General features: G+C 43.6%; 15 protein-coding genes. 8 read left to right on the plus strand and 7 right to left on the minus strand.

Annotated elements, in window-relative coordinates; translation table 11 throughout:
- Positions 1-9: 9 nt before the first annotated feature.
- On the minus strand, positions 10-2,610 hold the full coding sequence (locus KDW03_RS03620; RefSeq protein ID WP_271436037.1) for a fused MFS/spermidine synthase: 2,601 nt from the start codon (positions 2,608-2,610) through the stop codon (positions 10-12).
- Positions 2,611-2,869: 259 nt separating this feature from the next.
- On the opposite strand from KDW03_RS03620, the gene KDW03_RS03625 reads away from it, so the two are divergent.
- The gene (locus KDW03_RS03625) at positions 2,870-4,063 is read left to right on the plus strand and encodes a tetratricopeptide repeat protein (protein ID WP_271436038.1); all 1,194 of its coding nucleotides are present in this window, start codon (positions 2,870-2,872) and stop codon (positions 4,061-4,063) included.
- 119 nt (positions 4,064-4,182) lie between these two features.
- Positions 4,183-4,926 carry a PilZ domain-containing protein gene (locus KDW03_RS03630; protein WP_271436039.1) on the plus strand — a complete coding sequence of 248 codons (744 nt, stop codon included), beginning with the start codon at positions 4,183-4,185 and terminating at the stop codon, positions 4,924-4,926.
- 16 nt (positions 4,927-4,942) lie between these two features.
- Here KDW03_RS03630 and KDW03_RS03635 read toward each other — a convergent pair whose 3' ends face one another.
- The 6 genes from KDW03_RS03635 to KDW03_RS03660 form a co-directional block, all read right to left on the minus strand.
- Positions 4,943-6,154: a hypothetical protein gene (locus tag KDW03_RS03635; RefSeq protein WP_271436040.1), complete on the minus strand. Its 1,212-nt coding sequence runs from the start codon at positions 6,152-6,154 to the stop codon at positions 4,943-4,945.
- A gap of 3 nt (positions 6,155-6,157) precedes the next feature.
- Positions 6,158-6,853: a hypothetical protein gene (locus KDW03_RS03640; RefSeq protein ID WP_271436041.1), complete on the minus strand. Its 696-nt coding sequence runs from the start codon at positions 6,851-6,853 to the stop codon at positions 6,158-6,160.
- Positions 6,854-6,930: 77 nt separating this feature from the next.
- A complete protein-coding gene (locus tag KDW03_RS03645) occupies positions 6,931-7,215 on the minus strand; it encodes a hypothetical protein (RefSeq protein WP_271436042.1) in 285 nt (94 codons plus the stop codon).
- Positions 7,216-7,405: 190 nt separating this feature from the next.
- A complete protein-coding gene (locus KDW03_RS03650) occupies positions 7,406-7,861 on the minus strand; it encodes a hypothetical protein (RefSeq protein WP_271436043.1) in 456 nt (151 codons plus the stop codon).
- Between the two features lie 264 nt (positions 7,862-8,125).
- Positions 8,126-8,842, minus strand: coding sequence for a class I SAM-dependent methyltransferase (locus tag KDW03_RS03655; RefSeq protein WP_271436044.1), 717 nt, complete (start codon positions 8,840-8,842; stop codon positions 8,126-8,128).
- Between the two features lie 327 nt (positions 8,843-9,169).
- Positions 9,170-10,456 carry an integrase catalytic domain-containing protein gene (locus KDW03_RS03660; RefSeq protein WP_271436045.1) on the minus strand — a complete coding sequence of 429 codons (1,287 nt, stop codon included), beginning with the start codon at positions 10,454-10,456 and terminating at the stop codon, positions 9,170-9,172.
- A 208-nt stretch (positions 10,457-10,664) separates the two neighbouring features.
- On the opposite strand from KDW03_RS03660, the gene KDW03_RS03665 reads away from it, so the two are divergent.
- The 6 genes from KDW03_RS03665 to KDW03_RS03690 are packed head-to-tail and all read left to right on the plus strand — an operon-like array spanning position 10,665 to position 18,110.
- Positions 10,665-11,666, plus strand: coding sequence for a tetratricopeptide repeat protein (locus KDW03_RS03665; protein ID WP_271436046.1), 1,002 nt, complete (start codon positions 10,665-10,667; stop codon positions 11,664-11,666).
- Between the two features lie 4 nt (positions 11,667-11,670).
- Entirely contained in the window at positions 11,671-12,576 is a 906-nt protein-coding gene (locus KDW03_RS03670; RefSeq protein WP_271436047.1) for a PfkB family carbohydrate kinase, read from the plus strand.
- Positions 12,577-12,599: 23 nt separating this feature from the next.
- Complete coding sequence (gene greA / locus KDW03_RS03675) at positions 12,600-15,314, plus strand: transcription elongation factor GreA (protein WP_271436048.1); 2,715 nt, start codon at positions 12,600-12,602, stop codon at positions 15,312-15,314.
- A gap of 15 nt (positions 15,315-15,329) precedes the next feature.
- A complete protein-coding gene (locus tag KDW03_RS03680) occupies positions 15,330-17,015 on the plus strand; it encodes a protein O-mannosyl-transferase family (protein WP_271436049.1) in 1,686 nt (561 codons plus the stop codon).
- 1 nt (position 17,016) lies between these two features.
- Positions 17,017-17,832, plus strand: coding sequence for an FkbM family methyltransferase (locus KDW03_RS03685; protein WP_271436050.1), 816 nt, complete (start codon positions 17,017-17,019; stop codon positions 17,830-17,832).
- Positions 17,829-18,110, plus strand: coding sequence for a GlsB/YeaQ/YmgE family stress response membrane protein (locus KDW03_RS03690; RefSeq protein ID WP_271436051.1), 282 nt, complete (start codon positions 17,829-17,831; stop codon positions 18,108-18,110). The genes KDW03_RS03685 and KDW03_RS03690 overlap by 4 nt, the downstream gene beginning before the upstream one ends.
- Positions 18,111-18,112: the final 2 nt, after the last annotated feature.

Consider the following 18,112-nt stretch of genomic DNA (forward strand, 5'->3'; position numbering starts at 1 on the left):
GAGAAAAAACTACCTTTTTCTATGAAGAGAGAGCTGAGAGGCGATATCTGATAACCATCGATTGGTAAAGGACTTTTGAAGCATCTGGACAAGATCAAGCGCCTCATCATACTTTTCCTCGTTGGCAAGACAGAGGGCGTGTGCTATGCCAACAAAGAGTCTATCGTAGTTTTCAATTTGCCGAAGAATGGTATATTTTTGGGGATGCGTATTCTGGACAACCTTTTGAAGGCCTTCATCCTTCCGAAGAGACGCAACAAGAAACGACTCTATCCTTTGCTCTTGAAAAACCCATGCTTCATCCCGCCATTTTTCTGGAACCTCATACGAAAGAGCAAGGGCTTCAATAAAATCTTTAGCAAAAAATGCCCTGTGCACACGCAAAAGATACCTGGTTTTCTCTGGAAGGGTTGCCTGAGAAAGGAAAAGATCAATATTCTCAATACGGGTATCCCTCCCATAGCTTCGAGTTTCCGAAAACTGGAGCGGAGAAAAATCCCGCGTTGAGAGGGGGGTGTGTTTCTCCCAGAGTGGAGGCAGGGTACTCTCCCAGACAAGCATATCGGCAAGATGATGAAAAGAGAGATGGACTTTCACTAAATCGTTCGAAACACGAGAGCTTTGCCATAGCCTCTCCCATCCTTTCATGTGGGGAGAAAATTCTTCTTTCCCTCCCATCATAACGAGATACTCATTACAAAAAAAGAGCTTCACATAGGGAAAGACATACGAAAACGTACGAAGAATAACCTTGAGATCCAAAGATGAAAGGTTGTGAAGTGGGAGCCACTGAGCCATGATTCCACCTGGAGAGAGACGGTCTCTTCCCATTTCATAGAATTCTTTTGTATACAAAACCCACGAATCCCCCGACGAAGGGTGTGTGGCATCAGCGATGATAAGATGATACTTACCCCGACTCTGAAGAAGGTAGGTATACCCATCATGAATGATGATACGATCCCGGTGTTTCTCTATCACGTTGTGGTTATAGTTGGTAAAAAACACCCCTGCTTCCAGCACATCAGGGCATATTTCCACATTCGTGGCCTGAACCCCTGGCACCTCCATCACACTTCCAAAGGTGATCCCTCCCCCCAGAGCAATAACCAGAATATTGGTGGCCGACGGAACAAAAACAAAAGGCATGTACCCCAAAAAATGAAATACTCTCAGAGAATGATAATCTGTAGGCACCTCTCCCACCCCATTGATCTTGAGATGGAGGATACCACCTGCATGGCGGGTCACACTTACGGTCCCGTGAGCTCCTTCCCGATAGTACAGAAGCTCGCTACTCACAAACTCTCTGGCAGCCATTCTGCCTATTCTATCCTGGTAAGGAAGGAATCCCAGCAACAAGACTGCCACTCCTGCCACAAAAACAGATGCCCTCTTTGACACAAGAAATAACCACACCACACCAATTCCCAGACTTATCCAGGCAAGGAGTCGAAGACTTCCTGAGACTCCCAACCAATCCACCCATACAAAAGCCACCACCAGGATACCAAGAACACTTCCGAGGGTATTGACACCGGCAGCAAGGGCAGTATCCCCTGCCACATCCTCTCTGTTTTCCCGGTGAAAAGCATCCAGAAAAGCAGGATACAAAACCCCAAAAAGCAGGACAGGAAAACCGATAAGCAAAACAGGAGCAAAAAACCGTAGCACAAAAAGACTTCCAAGCGCCCCTGTTTTTAAAGGAAAAAGGAGAGCATTCACCCCCAGCGAGAGGATGGGAAAACCAGCATGCCAGAGGGCAATCCCCAGTTGAAAAATCCCTATCCAGAGTCCCAGTCGAGACATCAAAACCCCTCTCCATCGGTGATAAAGAAGCGAACCAAGGGCAAGCCCACCAATATACACAGCTGTGATAATCCCATAACAATAGATGGTATTCCCCGTAAAGTAGAGAAGTTGACGGTTATAAATCAATTGATACCCCAACGACGTAAACCCCGAAATCCCAAACAAAACAAGCACCCACCATCCCCTTTTATACCGAAAAGCCCTGGGAGCAAGGGAGATTTTCTCCTCTCGCTGAGGGAGAAAAAGAACCAGCGCACCAAAAACCCCTACACCGATCGCTACCGCAATCAAAAGAGAAAACCTCGCCCCAGCCACAGGAAGCAAGAGAAAATCCGTCACAAGCACAGCAATCGAACTTGCCAGCGTATTCCAGCCATACACAAGAGAGAGTGACTCCTCCCCCAGCGCACCCCCAAGAAGAGGAAGCCCCATTCCCCAGCCAATCGAGGGCAAAAAAACCGTAATAAACGCGGTAATCCATACGATCTCACGGGGAAAACCCCGCATCACATCAAACCAGGGAAGATACAGAAGAGCAAGAGCACACACACCTATCTGAACCCACACCAGAAAAGTAAGGGGCCGACGAAGCCTCTGCGAAAACCACATCACCAAAAAGCTTCCTACCCCATAGCCTGCCATCCATCCCCCAACCACCAGCGAAACCCCATAGAGAGTATTCCCCGTAAGAAGGGCAAGTTGTCTCTGCCACAGCGCCTGAAGTACAAGAGAAATCCCCCCCATCACGATAGCCAGCACCAATCCTGCCGTATAAAGACGGCTCTTCTCCTTTCCCATACCATGCTCCAAAATAGTTTCCCATATTATAGTGAAAAAGAGGCTTTCTTTCAAACAGGAGAAACTCCCTCTTCATGGAAAAGAAAACCCTTTGCCATTTTACCATAAACACCATCATGTTCTGTTTTCAAACAACCATCTTTTCCAGCAAAATACAAAAAACCACCGTACCCCTTTTTCATTTTGAAAAATCTTTATTTATGTTTTCTTCTCATTTGCCGATAAAACAATAAGAAACTTTTTGCCTGCAGGAGTACCAATGAAAAGATTTTTTCTTTTTTGTTTTTTGGGTTATGCTGTTCTCCTCTGGGCTCAAACCCCAAGACAGGATCAACTTGCCTATACCCTGTACAATCAGGGAAATGACGCCTATATCCGCAAAGACTTCGAGCTTGCAAAAAACTACTACCTTCAGGTAATAAACGGTTATAACCAATCCCGTTATATGCCTTATGCCCTTTTTATGTACACCTATGTTGAAACAGATTATCCCAAAATTTTAGATGCCCTTTCCTATCTCGTACAGAGGTATCCGGACTTTCCCTACTGGACCAACGCTGTAGAAAAACTGGGAGACATGTACTACATCATGGAAAACCACGCAGCAGCCATTGAGACGTATAGCCAGATCGCCTCTGATGAAGCTCTCTATAAACTTGGTATGCTTTACCTTGCCAACGGATTTCAGGATGAATCCATCAAGACCATCCAGCGTCTTCTCATCCAGACAACCAATCGAGAACTCCTCTATCGCGCTCTGCTCATCCTGGTTAAAGCCCTTATAACCAAGCAAGAATTTGCGGCTTGTTATCCCCATCTCCAGAGACTTGTTTCCCTTCGGCCTTATGCCTATGACAATGGCTTACGAGCTCTCTATTACGCCGCGATGTACTATACCCAGGGAAAAGATGACGAATCCCAATCGTATGCTCTCTACCTTTTTGGTCTTCTCCGGCAAATGTTTCCTCTCTCAGCTGAGGCCACCATTGCCAGCCAATATATTGTCCAACTTCAGTCACAAGGAAAAATCCCTCGAGAGGTAAGCTGGGTAAGTGTCTATTATACCTCTCCTTCACGGGTAACTATCCCAGATCCCGTGAGAGAACTTCCCCTTCCTCTTGCCAAGGAAAATGCCGCCACCAATACCCTTGAATCACAGATTGACAAACAAGCACAGGTAGTACGTCGAGAGATCCAGGAGTACGTAGTACGTATCGGCCAGTACAAAGACCTCAGTGTGGCAAACATCATTGTCAATGATATCGTCAAATCCGGTATTCAGGAAGCACTCGGGGTATACTACAGAGATGACACCTATGTGGTAGAAATCCGCGGCTTTCCCTCAGAGGAAAAGGCTCGGAGCATCGCAGAGAAGATCATCGCGCTAGGTTACACTGATACCGTAGTAGTCGAGATAGCAAGGGTTGTACGTTACAATCCTCCCGTGCAGTAATATCAATCATTCCCCTCTTTCGGATTCTTTTCTTTTTGTTTTTCTGAAACTTAAAAAGTTGACTTTTTTTGAAAATACGTGTATTATGTAGTGGAAAGAGTAAAGCATAGGAGGTGGGTATGAAAGCTCTCTTGTATGCCTATAACACCGAGTACGCCAAGGAGTTAGCCATACGATTAATCCCATTCGGGATGGAAACTTTTCCGTTTTCAAGTGAACATGATATCCAAGCAGAAGAAAATAACGAAGAATCACCCTTTCAAGTCATTTTTACCGAGAAAACAGAAAAAGAGTTTCTTGAAAATCTCAAAAAAAAATATCAAAACCAACCTCTCATCATTTTAACTTCAAAGGATTTGCCTCCCAGCGAAATGCGGAATCTCATCCCTCTGGGGATATCCACTATTATGAAGATCAAAAACCAACCAGAGGCAATGGTAGAAGAAATTGTCCAGTTTATGACAGCCCACAATATACGTTCCAAGGACAAACGTCTCCATATCCGTGTACAACCAAAACCCCATGAAACAGCAACTGCCTCCGTGTATCTCAAAAAAATGGCACGTTTTGTCAAGGGAAAAATTCTTGATATCAGTGCGGGTGGATTTGCTCTTGCCGCAGAAGATTCTCTCGAGATAAGCCTCCTCGCTCCTGGTGAACTCTATGATAACGTTATTCTCAGCCTTAACGGCAAAGAAATCAAAACAGTAGCAAGAATGATTGTACGAAGAGACGTGATCGCCGGTTTCAAGTTCGAAAATGTTGAACCCAACGAGATGTACAAGATAGCCACCTATATCTATAACCATCTCGAAGAGAACTATCAACGAAAACTCAAATCAATGATGAGTGAAAGTGAATAGACCTACAACAAGTTTTTTATTCCAGAGAAAGCTCTTTGGAAATAAGCGTCATCCAGTCTTTCGCCTCTTGGGCGCGAAGATGAGACGGATAGCGCATAAGAAAATCCTGGTAGGTTGAAAGCGCATCGTGTTTTTGGTTGATCTCATAGAGAATGTTCGCCTTTTCAAGAAGAATATCCGGATCTTTTGAAAGATTGCGATTAGACAGTCCCTGTGAAGAAAGAGCAAGCGCCTTATCATACTTTTTCATCTGATGAAGGAGGCGAACTGATTGAAGAAATGCCTCTTCGGCTTCGTTTGAATCAACAAATCGAAACAGTTTTGCATAATACTCGAGGGCAACACCAGGACTCTCGCTCGCAATACGCTGTGCATAATAGAATGTTTGCCTGAGAAACGCCAGTTTCACCCCTTCTTTTCTTGGACTTGCAGGATAAAAGGCAAAAAAATTCTCATACTCCTGAATAACTGCCGGGTAATTAGCAAGAGCAAGATACGCTCGTGCCCGACCAATGATGGCAAGCTCTCCCTGTGCCTCCTGGAGATAACGGAGAGCCGTCTTTGGTTCATCTTTATAGAGGTATTGATACGCTATGCCGATAACAAGTTCTGAAACATCCTGAGGATGTCTCAGATATACCTGTTCCATCCAGCCCAAAAGAGCGGGATCAAACACCTCGCTATCCTTGAGAATGTATCCCACAAGAGAAGCAAAAACCCTCTCATACTCAGCGGGGATTCCCTCAGCAATCGCCTGACGACACCACTGAAGGGCCTCCTGCAACCTCCGCTGTTTGTACAAAGTGGCACTCACCAGATGAAGAATCGGAAAACGATACCCTCCCTCCGGATAAGAAGAAAGATAGCTTGTCGCCTTCTCAAAGACACGATCATACTGTTGCAGATCATAGGCTGTCTGAATCTCCCGAAAAAGGTTCACCTCCACCTCTTGAGGATAACGTGCCTCGTGAGTGATATCCATCACATTGGTTTGCATCTCAAAAAAGCTTGCATTCTCTTCCTGCCCGGAGGATACCTCAACAAGAGCTTCAACCTCTCCTGATGAACTCTTTGAAACAGAACGAGAAAAAAGCGAAGAGATGGGGGATAACCCCACCCCTTCGCTCGACAAAAATCTAAAATACCCTTCTGACCAGAGAAAAAAAGCAACAATCACCGCAAAGATGCTAATCGAGAGAGCAAAGGTAGCAATCCATTTTCTCTCCATGCGTTAACGTCGTCCACCCCACAGCCCGAGATAGAGGTTGCCTCCTACCATGAGACTCCGGTTAGCATCCATCAAATCCAGCCCCACAAAATCCAGAGAAAAGAAATCTGTCAGAATAAAACGAAGTCCCGCATTGAGAATACCCCTGTGATCATTCGCATAAGAAGCCCCTACACCATACTTATACGGAAAATTCGAGAAGTCCGCAACAATATACAACTGAGGGATAAGAAAATTCCGCTGAAAACCAATCGCAAAATTGATATTCCAGGCATTATTGAAGGTATATCCTACCAAAAAAGTCGCACCACTACTTCCAATGCCACTGGCTTTAAATCCCTCCTGCCAGGCAAAGTAAAGAGAGAAAAAGTTCCCGGTATTATCCAGGCCTATCTCACCCATAGCCCCAATAGCTCCCTGTTTGGTAAACTGAAACTTTCCATTTAACAACAGAGGACTGGTTGGCTGGGTACTTATGTCTATGCCTGCTCCAAGCTCAAGCTGAGAGAGAGGGCTAAAATTTGCCGCAACCGTCAAGGGAAGCTGCGGCGTATACTTCACCGAGAGTCCCAGACGACCAGAATAGGCAGCATCAACACTCGGCACAATAATATACCCATCAGCACCCGAATACGTAGGTGCACCAAACCCCAACGTTACCAGCATCCCAAAAAACACACCAACCACTATTCTTTTCATAAAACCTCCTTTGAAAGAATTTACCTGAGTTCTTTTCACAATATATATAATTTTCAACCTTTCGACAAGCCTTTTTTCTACACCACCTGAACTATGGGCAAACGATTCCGAAAACGTTTATCATGTTTTTGAAGAACCTCAAAAATCTTTCGTTTCACAAAATACAATCCCCCCAGGTACCGTACGAGCACCCCATCATAGGTGATTTTTGTACGATCAGACACATAATAGACGGTACCAACAAGTTCTACTTTTGTCCAATCACAGGTAAGCAGTTCAGGAAGCTTGGTGAGGATACTGGCGCTAATGGTGTTGTTCTTTACCGCATCAACATACATCTTCGCGAGAGCCGACGGATCCATACCAACTCCTTTTTTAATATTTTATGGGGTATTGCTTGAACAATTTTTGGTCCCTTGTAACAAGGGGGGATCCGTACCTGTACTTCATGTTTCCCACAGAGGAGAAGCAAATCCATACAGAGATCGGGAACCCAAATTTTTGGATATCGGACCCAAAAATTCTTTCGTCTCGCAATACCCCACAATCTTTTTATCTCAAAAAACTAAAAAACAACAACCACTCTATGGGTTTGACCAGCGCCGCATAAAAAGAAGCCCCCAGTATAGTAGAAATATCAAATATCTTGAAATACTTGAGATACAGCAAAGCAAACCCTATCACAAGCCATGCCCTGACAACACCAATCAAGGCTCCCAAAAATACATTCAAAAGATCTAGTTGTGTTTTCTTTTCTGGCAGACGGAGAGAAGCACTCAATACCAGGAAGAAAATCACCGAAAGCACCAGCCCAAGAATATGACGGATCATACTATCCCTGGATATAAGAGAAACCAGAAAAACAATAATACCTGCCAACACCAGAGGCAACACCAAACGCAAAAGCCTGTAAAAAGCTCGATGAAAACCGTTTCTCGTATCGTAGTAGATAAAAGCCCCAAGAATAATCACCAGGATAACGAGCGTAACAATATACATAGTGCTCATAACAAAACCTCCTTTTTTTCTTTTGTTATTGTAGCGAAAAAAAGAAAAAATGTCAATATCGCACTCTCCCCCACCACATGCTCTTTGAGAATTCAAAAAACTCCCACATTGCCAAAATATGGTTTGGCCAAATTGCCCAAAAGAAAAACAAAAAACACCTCATCTCTCTATTACAGGGAAAACCCAAAAATACAGCTCTTCTTTTATTTTCTTCTTTCCAGACACAGATCCCTTTGAAAGGGAAAAAGGTGCCCCCCTAAAACATCAATCTCGCAATTTATTGGCAACACAACAAACACATCTTCCCAATGTTGGAAATACTCTCCCTAAAAACCTTGAATATATTTTCCCATTAAAAGAAATATTGATCGCATCGGTTTCCATCTTAACGATTCGAAACCCATTTTCAATCAAAAAACTTCTCAAATCTTTAAAAGTAAAGTATCGAATATGTCCCGCTCCTCCAGAGAGTTTATACTCAAGAACAGGATTTATCCCCAAAAGCAGCATAATCCTTCTTCCGAGAGAAGCCACATTGGGAGTAGTGATAACGAGAAGCCCATCCTCTTTCAAAATCCTTTTTATTTCCCTTATAAAATGTTCGGTATCATAGATATGTTCAATCACCTCAGTAGCAACCACTATATCAAAAAAACCATCAGGAAAAGGCAATGTCTCCCACAGGTTACATTTCACCGTATTCATCCCTTTCTCCTTTGCAAGGGCTAAACTTTTTTCTGAAATATCACACCCATACAGCGTAAGGTTTTTTAGAGGAGAAAGAAACGTCGCAAGATGTCCTGGCCCACACCCCACATCAAGGAGTTTTACTTCTACATCTCTCTTGTTTTTTTCCACATACTCTTTTATATGTTTATAAATAAGGTGATACCTCAAATAATTATTACTGGAATGAATATCCATAGAATGATCATCATCGTATCTCTCTGAATTAAATTCTTCAAGAATTTGTTTTTTCATGTTTTTGCCTCCCATAAAATTTACCTGAAATCATGTCTTTTCGCTGGTTACCATTTCTCAGGCAACCCACGGTTTTTCTTTTCACTCATTATTTTCAAAAATTATTTCTCATTTTCCTTTTATTATAAGGTTTTTTTGTTTTTTGATCAATATTTCGTCTTTTTTATAAACAATATGCTTTACAAAACCCTTCTTCTTATAACTCGATAACCACCAGATCCCCCGGAGAAAAAGGAGCATTGCTTCATTTCACCCTCTCAAAGAGAGGAGCAAAACCTTGAAATCCATCAGAAAATATATTAAGGAAGAGGGTGAGAGACAATCCTGTTAGCCCGTTGCGTCAAATAAAAAAGTACTCGAAATTCGAATCATTGCCTCATAAAAAAAAGTACTCAAAAATTCCATACAGTTTCCTCCAAATTTTTGTTTTTTACATTCTTTTTTGAAGGCTGAAAAAGTTTCTCTCTTGAGCCAAGCCTTGTTAATTTTGTGAAACAAATCGAGAGCCTTATAAAGCCTTGTTAGGCGTTCCTTTTGTGCCTCACTTACATAAGAGCTTTCTAAAAGCCGTTGGTAGGGAGTTTTAATATCATCATGCTTCTTTTGCACCTTGCTTCCGATTCTCTTTTTCTCTGTCATTTTCATAACCGGTTGAAAAAAGTTGGCATAAAGCCTGAGATACGCATAGAGTCGGTTCAAGTAGTAGACTTCTTCCTCGGTATCGTAGCGGAAGTATCCAACATTCTGGCGGACTATGGAATAGTTTTTCTGCTCAACGTAGCAGTTATCATTGGAACGGGAGCTTCTCCCCCTTGTAAATTTTATCTGGTGCTTCTCACACCAATCGCGTAGAGGATGATTAATAAATTCAGCACCGGTATCAGAATCAATTCCCCGTAAATCAAAAGGAAGTCTTCTTTGGACTTTTTCTATGGCTTCTCTTACCCATTTTGAAGCCTTGTTTTTGATTGCCACAAGTTCTGTCCAACCGCTCCAAACATCCACCATATTTAATGTTTGAGCAAAATCTCCCCGGCTATTTCCTCCCTCATGGGCAACCAGATCAATCTCCATAAAACCAGGGCAATTTTCATCCCACTCTGCCCACGTGCGTATAGCTATTTGTTGCTTTAACAACGTTCCAGGTTTTGTGCCTTTTCGTCCTTTTATCTCAAGCTTTTTACGCTCATGTTTCAAAAGTCGGTCAATACTTGAAGCACTTATATGGCGCAAGTTTTCTATAGCCTGTGGAGAACCGTGGAGATGTCCGTTTGCTAAGAGATTATCTAAAACTTCATTGAGAATCGGCTTTAAACGTTTGCCACACATGTAGTTTTCAATTTCCCAGACCTTTTTTAGAAGTTTTAGTTCCTCTTCGCCGAATTTTTTCTTTCTGCCAGGTCTTTTGCCCTTCTTGGCTATGTCGGCTTTAAGGTAATTTTTCTTGCCTACATAGATGGTTTTTCCGTGCTGCCTCAAGAGCCTGGCGGCATAGTTTCGGTTTTTTAAACCTGTTATCCTCACAAAGTAATCCAGTATCTCCATTTTTTCCTTTTTGCTGGCTTTTTGATATTGTTTTGCCGTTTCCCTGTAAATAGGTCTCCTTTCAAACATCGCCACCCCAATTCCGGTTGGCGAGCTTGTCGAGCCACGGTTGGCGAGCCTGTCGAGCCATGAACTGGATTATTTTACACAAATTTAAAGTACTTTTTTATTTTGAAGCAACGTTCCCTTTTCGAGTACTTTTATTATGAAGCAATTCGGTTAGTTGATTTTTTTCCTTTTTCTCTCTATAATATTACAATATATAGAAGTTATATAAATGGGGATAGCAGTGGAGTTAATAGAGACAAAACAGAGGTTGTATCAGCTCCTCAGCGAAGGGAAGCTTGATGATGTCCAGCAACAAGCTCTCGAAATTATGACTGCATATCCTCAAGATAAAGAGCTAGAAGAAATCCTGGCCACAGTCCATTTTTGGAAACATAGAGAGGAGTATTTTTTTCTCCAGGATGATACAGAAGGAGGTGAAGAGCTTTTTCAAGAGTGGTGGAAGTACGAATCCTTCCGAAAGGAAAACGGCCACACCAACCTCAAAGTATACCAATCCATAAAGTATTTTGTGTTCTCGCGTCTCATGGAGATACTTATCGAGGTATACAGGCTCTCCCCCTTTCCCCGGAAGGATATCCTCCTTACACTGGGAGAGGTTTTTTCCACCCTGGGCATGACAGACAGGGCTATTGAAACCCTTGAATATGCCCTGAGTCTGGACAGAAACGATGAGGATGTCATGATCTACATTCTCCTGGGAAACGCTTATGCGGATGCTGGAGAGGAGGAATTGGCCTCGGTAATGTATAACGACGCTTTTTACATCAATCCGGCCATGATAGAGTTGGAGAAGATAACCTACCCACCCATTCAAAAGCTTGCGCAACTCATCAAAACTCACGGCGTCAAAAAAGAGCTGCTGGCCGAGTGGATTCCAGTGTACGCTTTTGCCCATGGAACGCTAAAAAACAAACGTGAAATGTCCATGAGATTTCTCCAGGGGTTACGTCAGAGAATTACCGTTCTGGAGCAGACGATTAAATACGACAAAAAGGCTATAGATGTCCTGGTTCCGCGACTGATTAACGCCTACTTGTGGCTCCTGGACTATCACCTGTGTCAAACCCAGGCAAAAAATAATACCCAGGCAGTCGCGCGAAAGATTCTGGATATTATAGACAAGGGTATTTTTCTTGAAAGTGTACGAAAACATCTTCTGGAAAAGCTGGAACCTGCCCTAAACCAGATAGAAAAATATATAACGAGGTAGCAAAGTGGCAATAGTTGTTGTTGGTTCACTGGCATACGATAGTATAGAAACTCCCGCTGGGAAAAAAGAACGCATCCTTGGTGGATCGGTAACCCATTTTTCCAATGCAGCAAGCTTTCTCTCCAAACCCTACATTGTTGGAGTGGTTGGACAGGACTTTCGAGAAGAAAGCTGGGATTTTTTACGTCAAAAAACGCGCTCCCACCAGGGTGTTCTGATTCGTCCGGGGAAAACCTTTTTTTGGTCCGGATCTTACGAAAAAGACCTCAACGAAGCCAAAACAAAAACCACCGAACTCGGGGTTTTTGCCGACTTTCAACCGTATATACCACCCAAATATCCAAAACATGGTTTTCTCTTTCTCGCCAACATAGATCCCCTCATCCAAAAACAGGTTGTCGTTGAATTTCCCAAAATGCGGTGGCGTTTTCTGGACACTATGAATTTCTGGATCACCCATAAAGCCAGGGAACTCGATGATGTTCTCAACTACGTCAATGGCCTTTTCCTCAACGAAGGAGAAGCCATGCTTCTTTCAGGCAAGGAAAACCCCCTGGAAGCCATGGAAACAATCTATCGACCACATTTTGAACTCTTGATTATGAAAAGAGGTTCCCTGGGTGTCATCATCCGCGGGAAAAATTTTCGGGTGGTTCTGCCTGCTTACCCAACAACGCACGTCGTTGATCCAACAGGGGCAGGAGACAGTTTCGCTGGAGCTTTCTGTAGCTATCTAGACAGCCATCACATACAAAAACTTACACCATCCGTGGTAAAAAAAGCCGCTTCCTACGCTGCCGCGGTTGCCTCTTTCTGCGTTGAAGATTTTGGTGTTGAAGGTATAGCCAAACACACCTGGAAAGAGATACGCCAGCGATGGCTGGAATACCGACAAATGGTGTTTTTATAAGAGAATAATGAGGAGGAAATCCCATGACAGAAACCCAGAAGAGAGAGGATATTCTCAGAAACCTGAGAGAAAGAATTAAACAAGAACAGTGGACGCAGACCGCTATAAACGAGTACTCTGTTAAAATGTTTGTTGAACTGGATAACATCATCCATATTGCTGTGGAAGAAGGCTTCCAGAACGAACTCAAAGAGCTCTGCAACGAGGCTCTCGCCAGCAAGCAAGAGAGTGTTATCGCAACCTACATCCTTGGCATGTTGCCCTTTGAAGAAAACTCGATTGGCAACAACCTGATACCCGATCTCATTCGACGTTTCCTCGAAAACAAAAAATACAAAATAGCTGAGTACCTGAGCGAAAAGCTCCTTACCTATCGGGAGGATCAGGAGGCTCTGAGAGCACTCGAAACCATCTATGAAAACCAGAACAACCAGGAAGAGCTTCTCAACATCCGCCGTCGTCTCGTACTTGTCGACGCCAAAAACGCCTCCACCGCAAAATATCTTGGGGAGTACTATGAGGCTCAGGGCGACAAGGATCAGGCAGCCTTTTACTATCGGCTCGCTTTTGAACGTTACATCAAGCTCAAAACCATACGCTCCCTCGAAGAATTGTGGTCTAAAATGGTAAAACTTTTCCACGACGATACCAACCTTATCCTGCTTCTTGCAAGAAAAATGCGAGAACTTCAAGGAGATGCCAGGGTGGCTGAAACGGTCTATCATGACTATGTTCACACCTTAATGAAAGCGGGCAAATATCAGGAAGCGCTCAACATTCTGAAGATTATCATCGAATGGAAACCCGAGGATAAAACACTCCGCAAAGCACTCGAGGACTGTTATCGTGCTCTCTATCAGGATCATTCCCAGCTAGAGAAGTACCTCAAACTCTCCAACATTGGGCAGACATGGAAGCCCTATCGTGATGCCATCCGCATCTTTGAAAGCCATATTGCTTTTGATGTAGGAAAATATGTTCAACACAAAAACTGGGGATTTGGACAGGTCAAATCCATCGAAGATGAAAACGTAATCATTGATTTTGAAACCAAACCAGGCCATAAAATGTCTCTTGATATTGCCCTTCGAGCCCTTACCGTTCTCGACGACAACCACATTCTTCTCTGGAAAAAGAAACGTCCGGAAGAACTCACAAAACTTCTCCAAGAGGATCCAACGCAGGTGGTAGAAATCATTTTAAAAAGCATGGGTGGTACCGCTTCCGCAACCCAGATCAAAGAATGGCTTGTTCCTGACATTCTTTCAGAGTCAAACTGGAGCAAGTGGTGGCTGGTCACACGAAAACGTATCGAGAGCAGCAATACGATTGTACCCAGTCTCACCAAGAAAAACTTTTTTGAACTTCGTACATCTGAAGTCTCTGTCCTTGACGAACTGATAAGCAAGTTCAAAAAATCCGGCACCATGGAAAATAAAATCAAATACATTATGGATTACAAACTCCGGGGAGGAAATCTCTCAGATGGAGCAGCCACCGCCATGAGTGCTTACTTTGAAGACATTCTCAAATCAAATACTGAAGCTCCAGAGCGAAAACTCACAGCCTTTTTGGTGTTGCGTTTCGTACACGGTTCAAACATCTCTTATGACGATCTTGACAACAGTCTCCTCTACAACATCAAAAATCTCCCCGAATTCTACACCAACCTCGATATCGAACTCAAGAAAGAGCTTCTTGCATTGGTACGAAACAAGATCAAAGAATGGCCTTCAAAGTATGTGGATCTCATTACCAAGACACCCATGAACCGTCTTGATAACCTCATGCTTGAAGAGCTGATTGCCAGCGAAAACTTCAGTGCCATTCAGGAAATCATGGAAATAGCCTTTTCAAACTATATCGAAAAACCAGAGCTTTTCCTGTGGTTTAGTCAACGGCTCATGGAAGAAAAAGAACTCTTGAAACGATTTGGTATCAAGGAAAATGATGTGATGTTCCGACTTCTCGACATCTACGACCATCTTGGACAGGAAATCGATGACAAGGTTAACGTCGCTCAGAACAAACGGCTCCTCTCAACAATTGAGAGCATCCTTTTTGACAAAAAACTGCTCGATACCGTTATGGATCATATGGAACCTTCGATAGCCCTTTCTCTGTATACTCAGCTTGAAAACTCCGGTTACTTCCCCGATGCCCAGAAAACAAAGTATAGAGAGGAACTCCTCCAGAAGTATCCTGATCTTAAGAATAAAGAAATTCAGGAAAAAACCAAACAGGTGTCTAAAATTCGTCCTCCTCTTCTTGTTACTCGCAAGAGTCTTGAAGCAAAACGCGCTGAGCTTAACCGTCTTGTAACGGTAGAAATTCCGGAAAATAGCCGCGCTATTGGAGATGCCATGGAAAAAGGAGACCTCCGGGAAAATGCTGAGTATAAAGCCGCCCTCGAAAAACAGGATCAGCTCAAGGCCGCTGTCGCACGGCTTGAAGCGGAACTTGCCAAAGCCAAAGTGATAGAAAAGTCTCGGGTAGACACCTCTATCGTCGATGTAGGTACCAAGGTTACCCTCAAAACCAATACAGGAGAAAAGGTAACCTACCAGATTCTCGGACAGTGGGATGTGGATTTTGAAAAGCAGATTATCTCCTATCTCTCTCCTCTTGGTGCTGCCCTCCTTGATAAACAAAAAGGAGATGTGGTAGAGTTTGAGTTTGGCGGAGAAAAGAAGGTATACACCATAGAAGCAATTGAAATGGCCGATTTCGAAGATTAACCCAGGAGGGAAACGATGGAGACCAGGAAAACAACCTCTCTCTCAACAAAAAAAGACCTTTTTGCAAGACTCTACCCCGATGGTTACAGACCTTACAGGTTTCGTTGGTTTGATTATGTCCTGGCGCTCCTCGTGTTTCTCACGGCTTTCACCGGTTATATAAAAACCTTAACACCATCTATTGGTGCCGGAGATAGCGGAGAACTCACAACCACCCTCTACAACATGGGAGCCAGTCATGCACCAGGTTTCCCTCTGTATGGTATCCTCGGAAAGCTTTTTACTTACCTGGCAGTCGGTGACATTGGCTATCGTGTAAATATCTACACAGCAACAACCGCAGCCGGAGCAGTGCTTTTCCTCTTTCTTACCCTGTTAAAACTTCTCGGGTTAAACCGAACAAGAGAAGATATTGCCTCTCAAAAACCCAAAGCCATTCTCAGTGTCCATATCCCTGCTCTGGCGGCTTCACTTGCCTTTGCTTTTGCTTCTGATCACTGGCAACAGGCAGTAGGGGGTGAAGTATACTCTCTCAATGTGTTTCTTGTCTCGATGATGATCTTTGTGATGGTTTGGTGGTATGAAGAACTCATCGCCAATCACAATCGTCAGGAGATGGATTTTGCGTATCGTAAATCCCTTCTTCTCGCGTATGTGATGGGACTCTCCCTCACAGATCACCAGCTCCCCCTCTGGTACATTGTAGCATTTTTCGTTGTCATGTTTCCTTTGACTTTCTTCGCTCTTTTTGCAAACAAGGTCAAGGACACAGAGCACTTCTCTGCCTCTGAAACCTTTGATATATGGTGGATAGTGATTGCGGCACCTTTTCTTGCTCTCTTTGTTATGCAGTTTAGCGGTCGACTCGGGCTCTTAGTTCTCCTTTTTGGAATGCTGGCAGGATATTCCTTCTTTGCCTTACTTTTGTCACACCTCAAGGAGGAATATCGCAAAGATTTTATGATACGACTTCCCCATGTCCTCACCATGGGAGGACTTGCTATTCTCAGTGTAGCTATTTTTCTCAATAAAGCTTATCTGGCACGATTGATCTATCCTCAGGATGTTGGCTGGATTCTTTTCTCTATCTTCCTTGTTCCCACCTATCTCATGGTATATACTCTTGTGGTAAAACTTCTTCATCTCAAATCAAACTGGGTCGATCGTGTCTTTGAAATTATGGGATTTGGGTCTCTTCTGTTTATTTTTGCCATGACTATCTACCTCTACATGATGGTTCGTGCCAATGCCCTTGCCGATCTCCCTGATCCGAAACCCCTGAGTTGGGGAGATACAAGAAGTCTTGAGGTTCTCTTTAACCAGATGCTCCGAAAACAGTACGGGGGAAGAGCGGCAAGTGGTGGTATCAACTATTTTTGGGGACAGCTTGCCTGGGTGGGAAAATTCATCGTGGATCAATATGGAATTATCAACGTTCTCATCGGTATTGGTGGATTTGTGGTAATGCTCTTCCGTGAAAAGATATGGGCGACCTATCTTTTGTGGGCCATGACTCTCCTTGCAGTTTCTTTGATCAAGTTTGTCAATCCCGAAGTTGATGCCTGGACTCAGAGCTTTCAGGTAGTGATGCACATTCAAAACTTCTGGGTATACGCGATCTTTCTTGCTTATGGATATCAGGCATTGATAGATGCTGCATCGGGATCCTGGTCATTAAAATCCGTCAATGAGGACGCTTGATATGGATTGGTACCATATCCTCCGGCGCGGTTATCATGCTTTACCAGAGAGTGGATTGAAACGTTTTCTTGTGGGAGTGGTGTACAAAACACTGCATCGTGCTTTCATTTCCTCCTACCATTATAACAAAAAGGAAAAACTCTGGGAAATTGTAACCAGCGACGGTATAAGACTCTTGTCTCGTAAAGATTTTGATCCCGCACCTTTAAGTGATCGTGAAATTTCTAGTCTTTCCCCAGGGCAAAACGTTCTTGATCTGGGTGGAAACATAGGCATGGTAGCCATCTACATGGCAAAAAAAGTGGGCCCCGACGGTCACATATGGGTTTATGAACCAGATCGAAAAAATCAACAGCTTCTCAAAGAGCATATCGCAATTAATGAAATCACCAATATCACGGTCGTTCCCTATGGAGTGTGGAATCAAAGCGGCACCCTCACTTTTTACGAGGGAGGCACCTACACCTCTTCGTTTGTAAAAACTAACTACATTGATGAAAAACCATCACACTATCAGGCGGTCTCTATTCCTGTGGTTACTCTGGATGAAGAAATGGAACGTTTCGGGTGGAAAAAACTTGACTTCATTAAGATGGATATTGAAGGAAGCGAAGTAGCCGCCCTTCAGGGAGCAAAAAACCTCCTCTCCAAACTTTCCCCCTCTCTTCTGATTGAAACACATTCCGCAGAAGGGAAAACAACCGCCGAAGAAGTCAAAAGATTTCTTCTTGATCTTGGCTATACATTGGAAGAGAAAGCCAGGGAAACCTATCCGACTATCATCGCATATAAATCTTTCTCAAGGAGGCAACCATGAACTGGATCAAGATGCTTGCCATAGGTATCCAGATTTTTATAGGTTTTTTAGTGGCATTCTGGTTTGTGCGTATCATGAAGCGACGTTTCCTGGGAGGGCTATGGGGTGCAACTGTAGTGGGCATCATTGGAAGCGTTCTCGGAGGATTTTTCCTCAATGACATCTTTGTCTGGATGGTCAACAATATCACAACCGTAAACTATGTAGCAACGTTTTCGGGAGCCATTTTCCTTATCTGGGTATTTGCCAGGATGACCCACGAAGGTCGAGAAATGTAAGT

Source organism: Thermospira aquatica, assembly GCF_023525255.1.
Lineage (GTDB): Bacteria > Spirochaetota > Brevinematia > Brevinematales > Thermospiraceae > Thermospira > Thermospira aquatica.

Excerpts from the sequence above, each read along its gene's own strand:
- KDW03_RS03620 (WP_271436037.1), bottom strand. The coding sequence starts at position 2,610 with ATGGGAAAGGAGAAGAGCCGTCTTTATACGGCAGGATTGGTGCTGGCT.
- KDW03_RS03625 (WP_271436038.1), top strand. The coding sequence starts at position 2,870 with ATGAAAAGATTTTTTCTTTTTTGTTTTTTGGGTTATGCTGTTCTCCTC.
- KDW03_RS03630 (WP_271436039.1), top strand. The coding sequence starts at position 4,183 with ATGAAAGCTCTCTTGTATGCCTATAACACCGAGTACGCCAAGGAGTTA.
- KDW03_RS03635 (WP_271436040.1), bottom strand. The coding sequence starts at position 6,154 with ATGGAGAGAAAATGGATTGCTACCTTTGCTCTCTCGATTAGCATCTTT.
- KDW03_RS03640 (WP_271436041.1), bottom strand. The coding sequence starts at position 6,853 with ATGAAAAGAATAGTGGTTGGTGTGTTTTTTGGGATGCTGGTAACGTTG.
- KDW03_RS03645 (WP_271436042.1), bottom strand. The coding sequence starts at position 7,215 with ATGGATCCGTCGGCTCTCGCGAAGATGTATGTTGATGCGGTAAAGAAC.
- KDW03_RS03650 (WP_271436043.1), bottom strand. The coding sequence starts at position 7,861 with ATGAGCACTATGTATATTGTTACGCTCGTTATCCTGGTGATTATTCTT.
- KDW03_RS03655 (WP_271436044.1), bottom strand. The coding sequence starts at position 8,842 with ATGAAAAAACAAATTCTTGAAGAATTTAATTCAGAGAGATACGATGAT.
- KDW03_RS03660 (WP_271436045.1), bottom strand. The coding sequence starts at position 10,456 with ATGTTTGAAAGGAGACCTATTTACAGGGAAACGGCAAAACAATATCAA.
- KDW03_RS03665 (WP_271436046.1), top strand. The coding sequence starts at position 10,665 with ATGGGGATAGCAGTGGAGTTAATAGAGACAAAACAGAGGTTGTATCAG.
- greA (WP_271436048.1), top strand. The coding sequence starts at position 12,600 with ATGACAGAAACCCAGAAGAGAGAGGATATTCTCAGAAACCTGAGAGAA.
- KDW03_RS03680 (WP_271436049.1), top strand. The coding sequence starts at position 15,330 with ATGGAGACCAGGAAAACAACCTCTCTCTCAACAAAAAAAGACCTTTTT.
- KDW03_RS03685 (WP_271436050.1), top strand. The coding sequence starts at position 17,017 with ATGGATTGGTACCATATCCTCCGGCGCGGTTATCATGCTTTACCAGAG.
- KDW03_RS03690 (WP_271436051.1), top strand. The coding sequence starts at position 17,829 with ATGAACTGGATCAAGATGCTTGCCATAGGTATCCAGATTTTTATAGGT.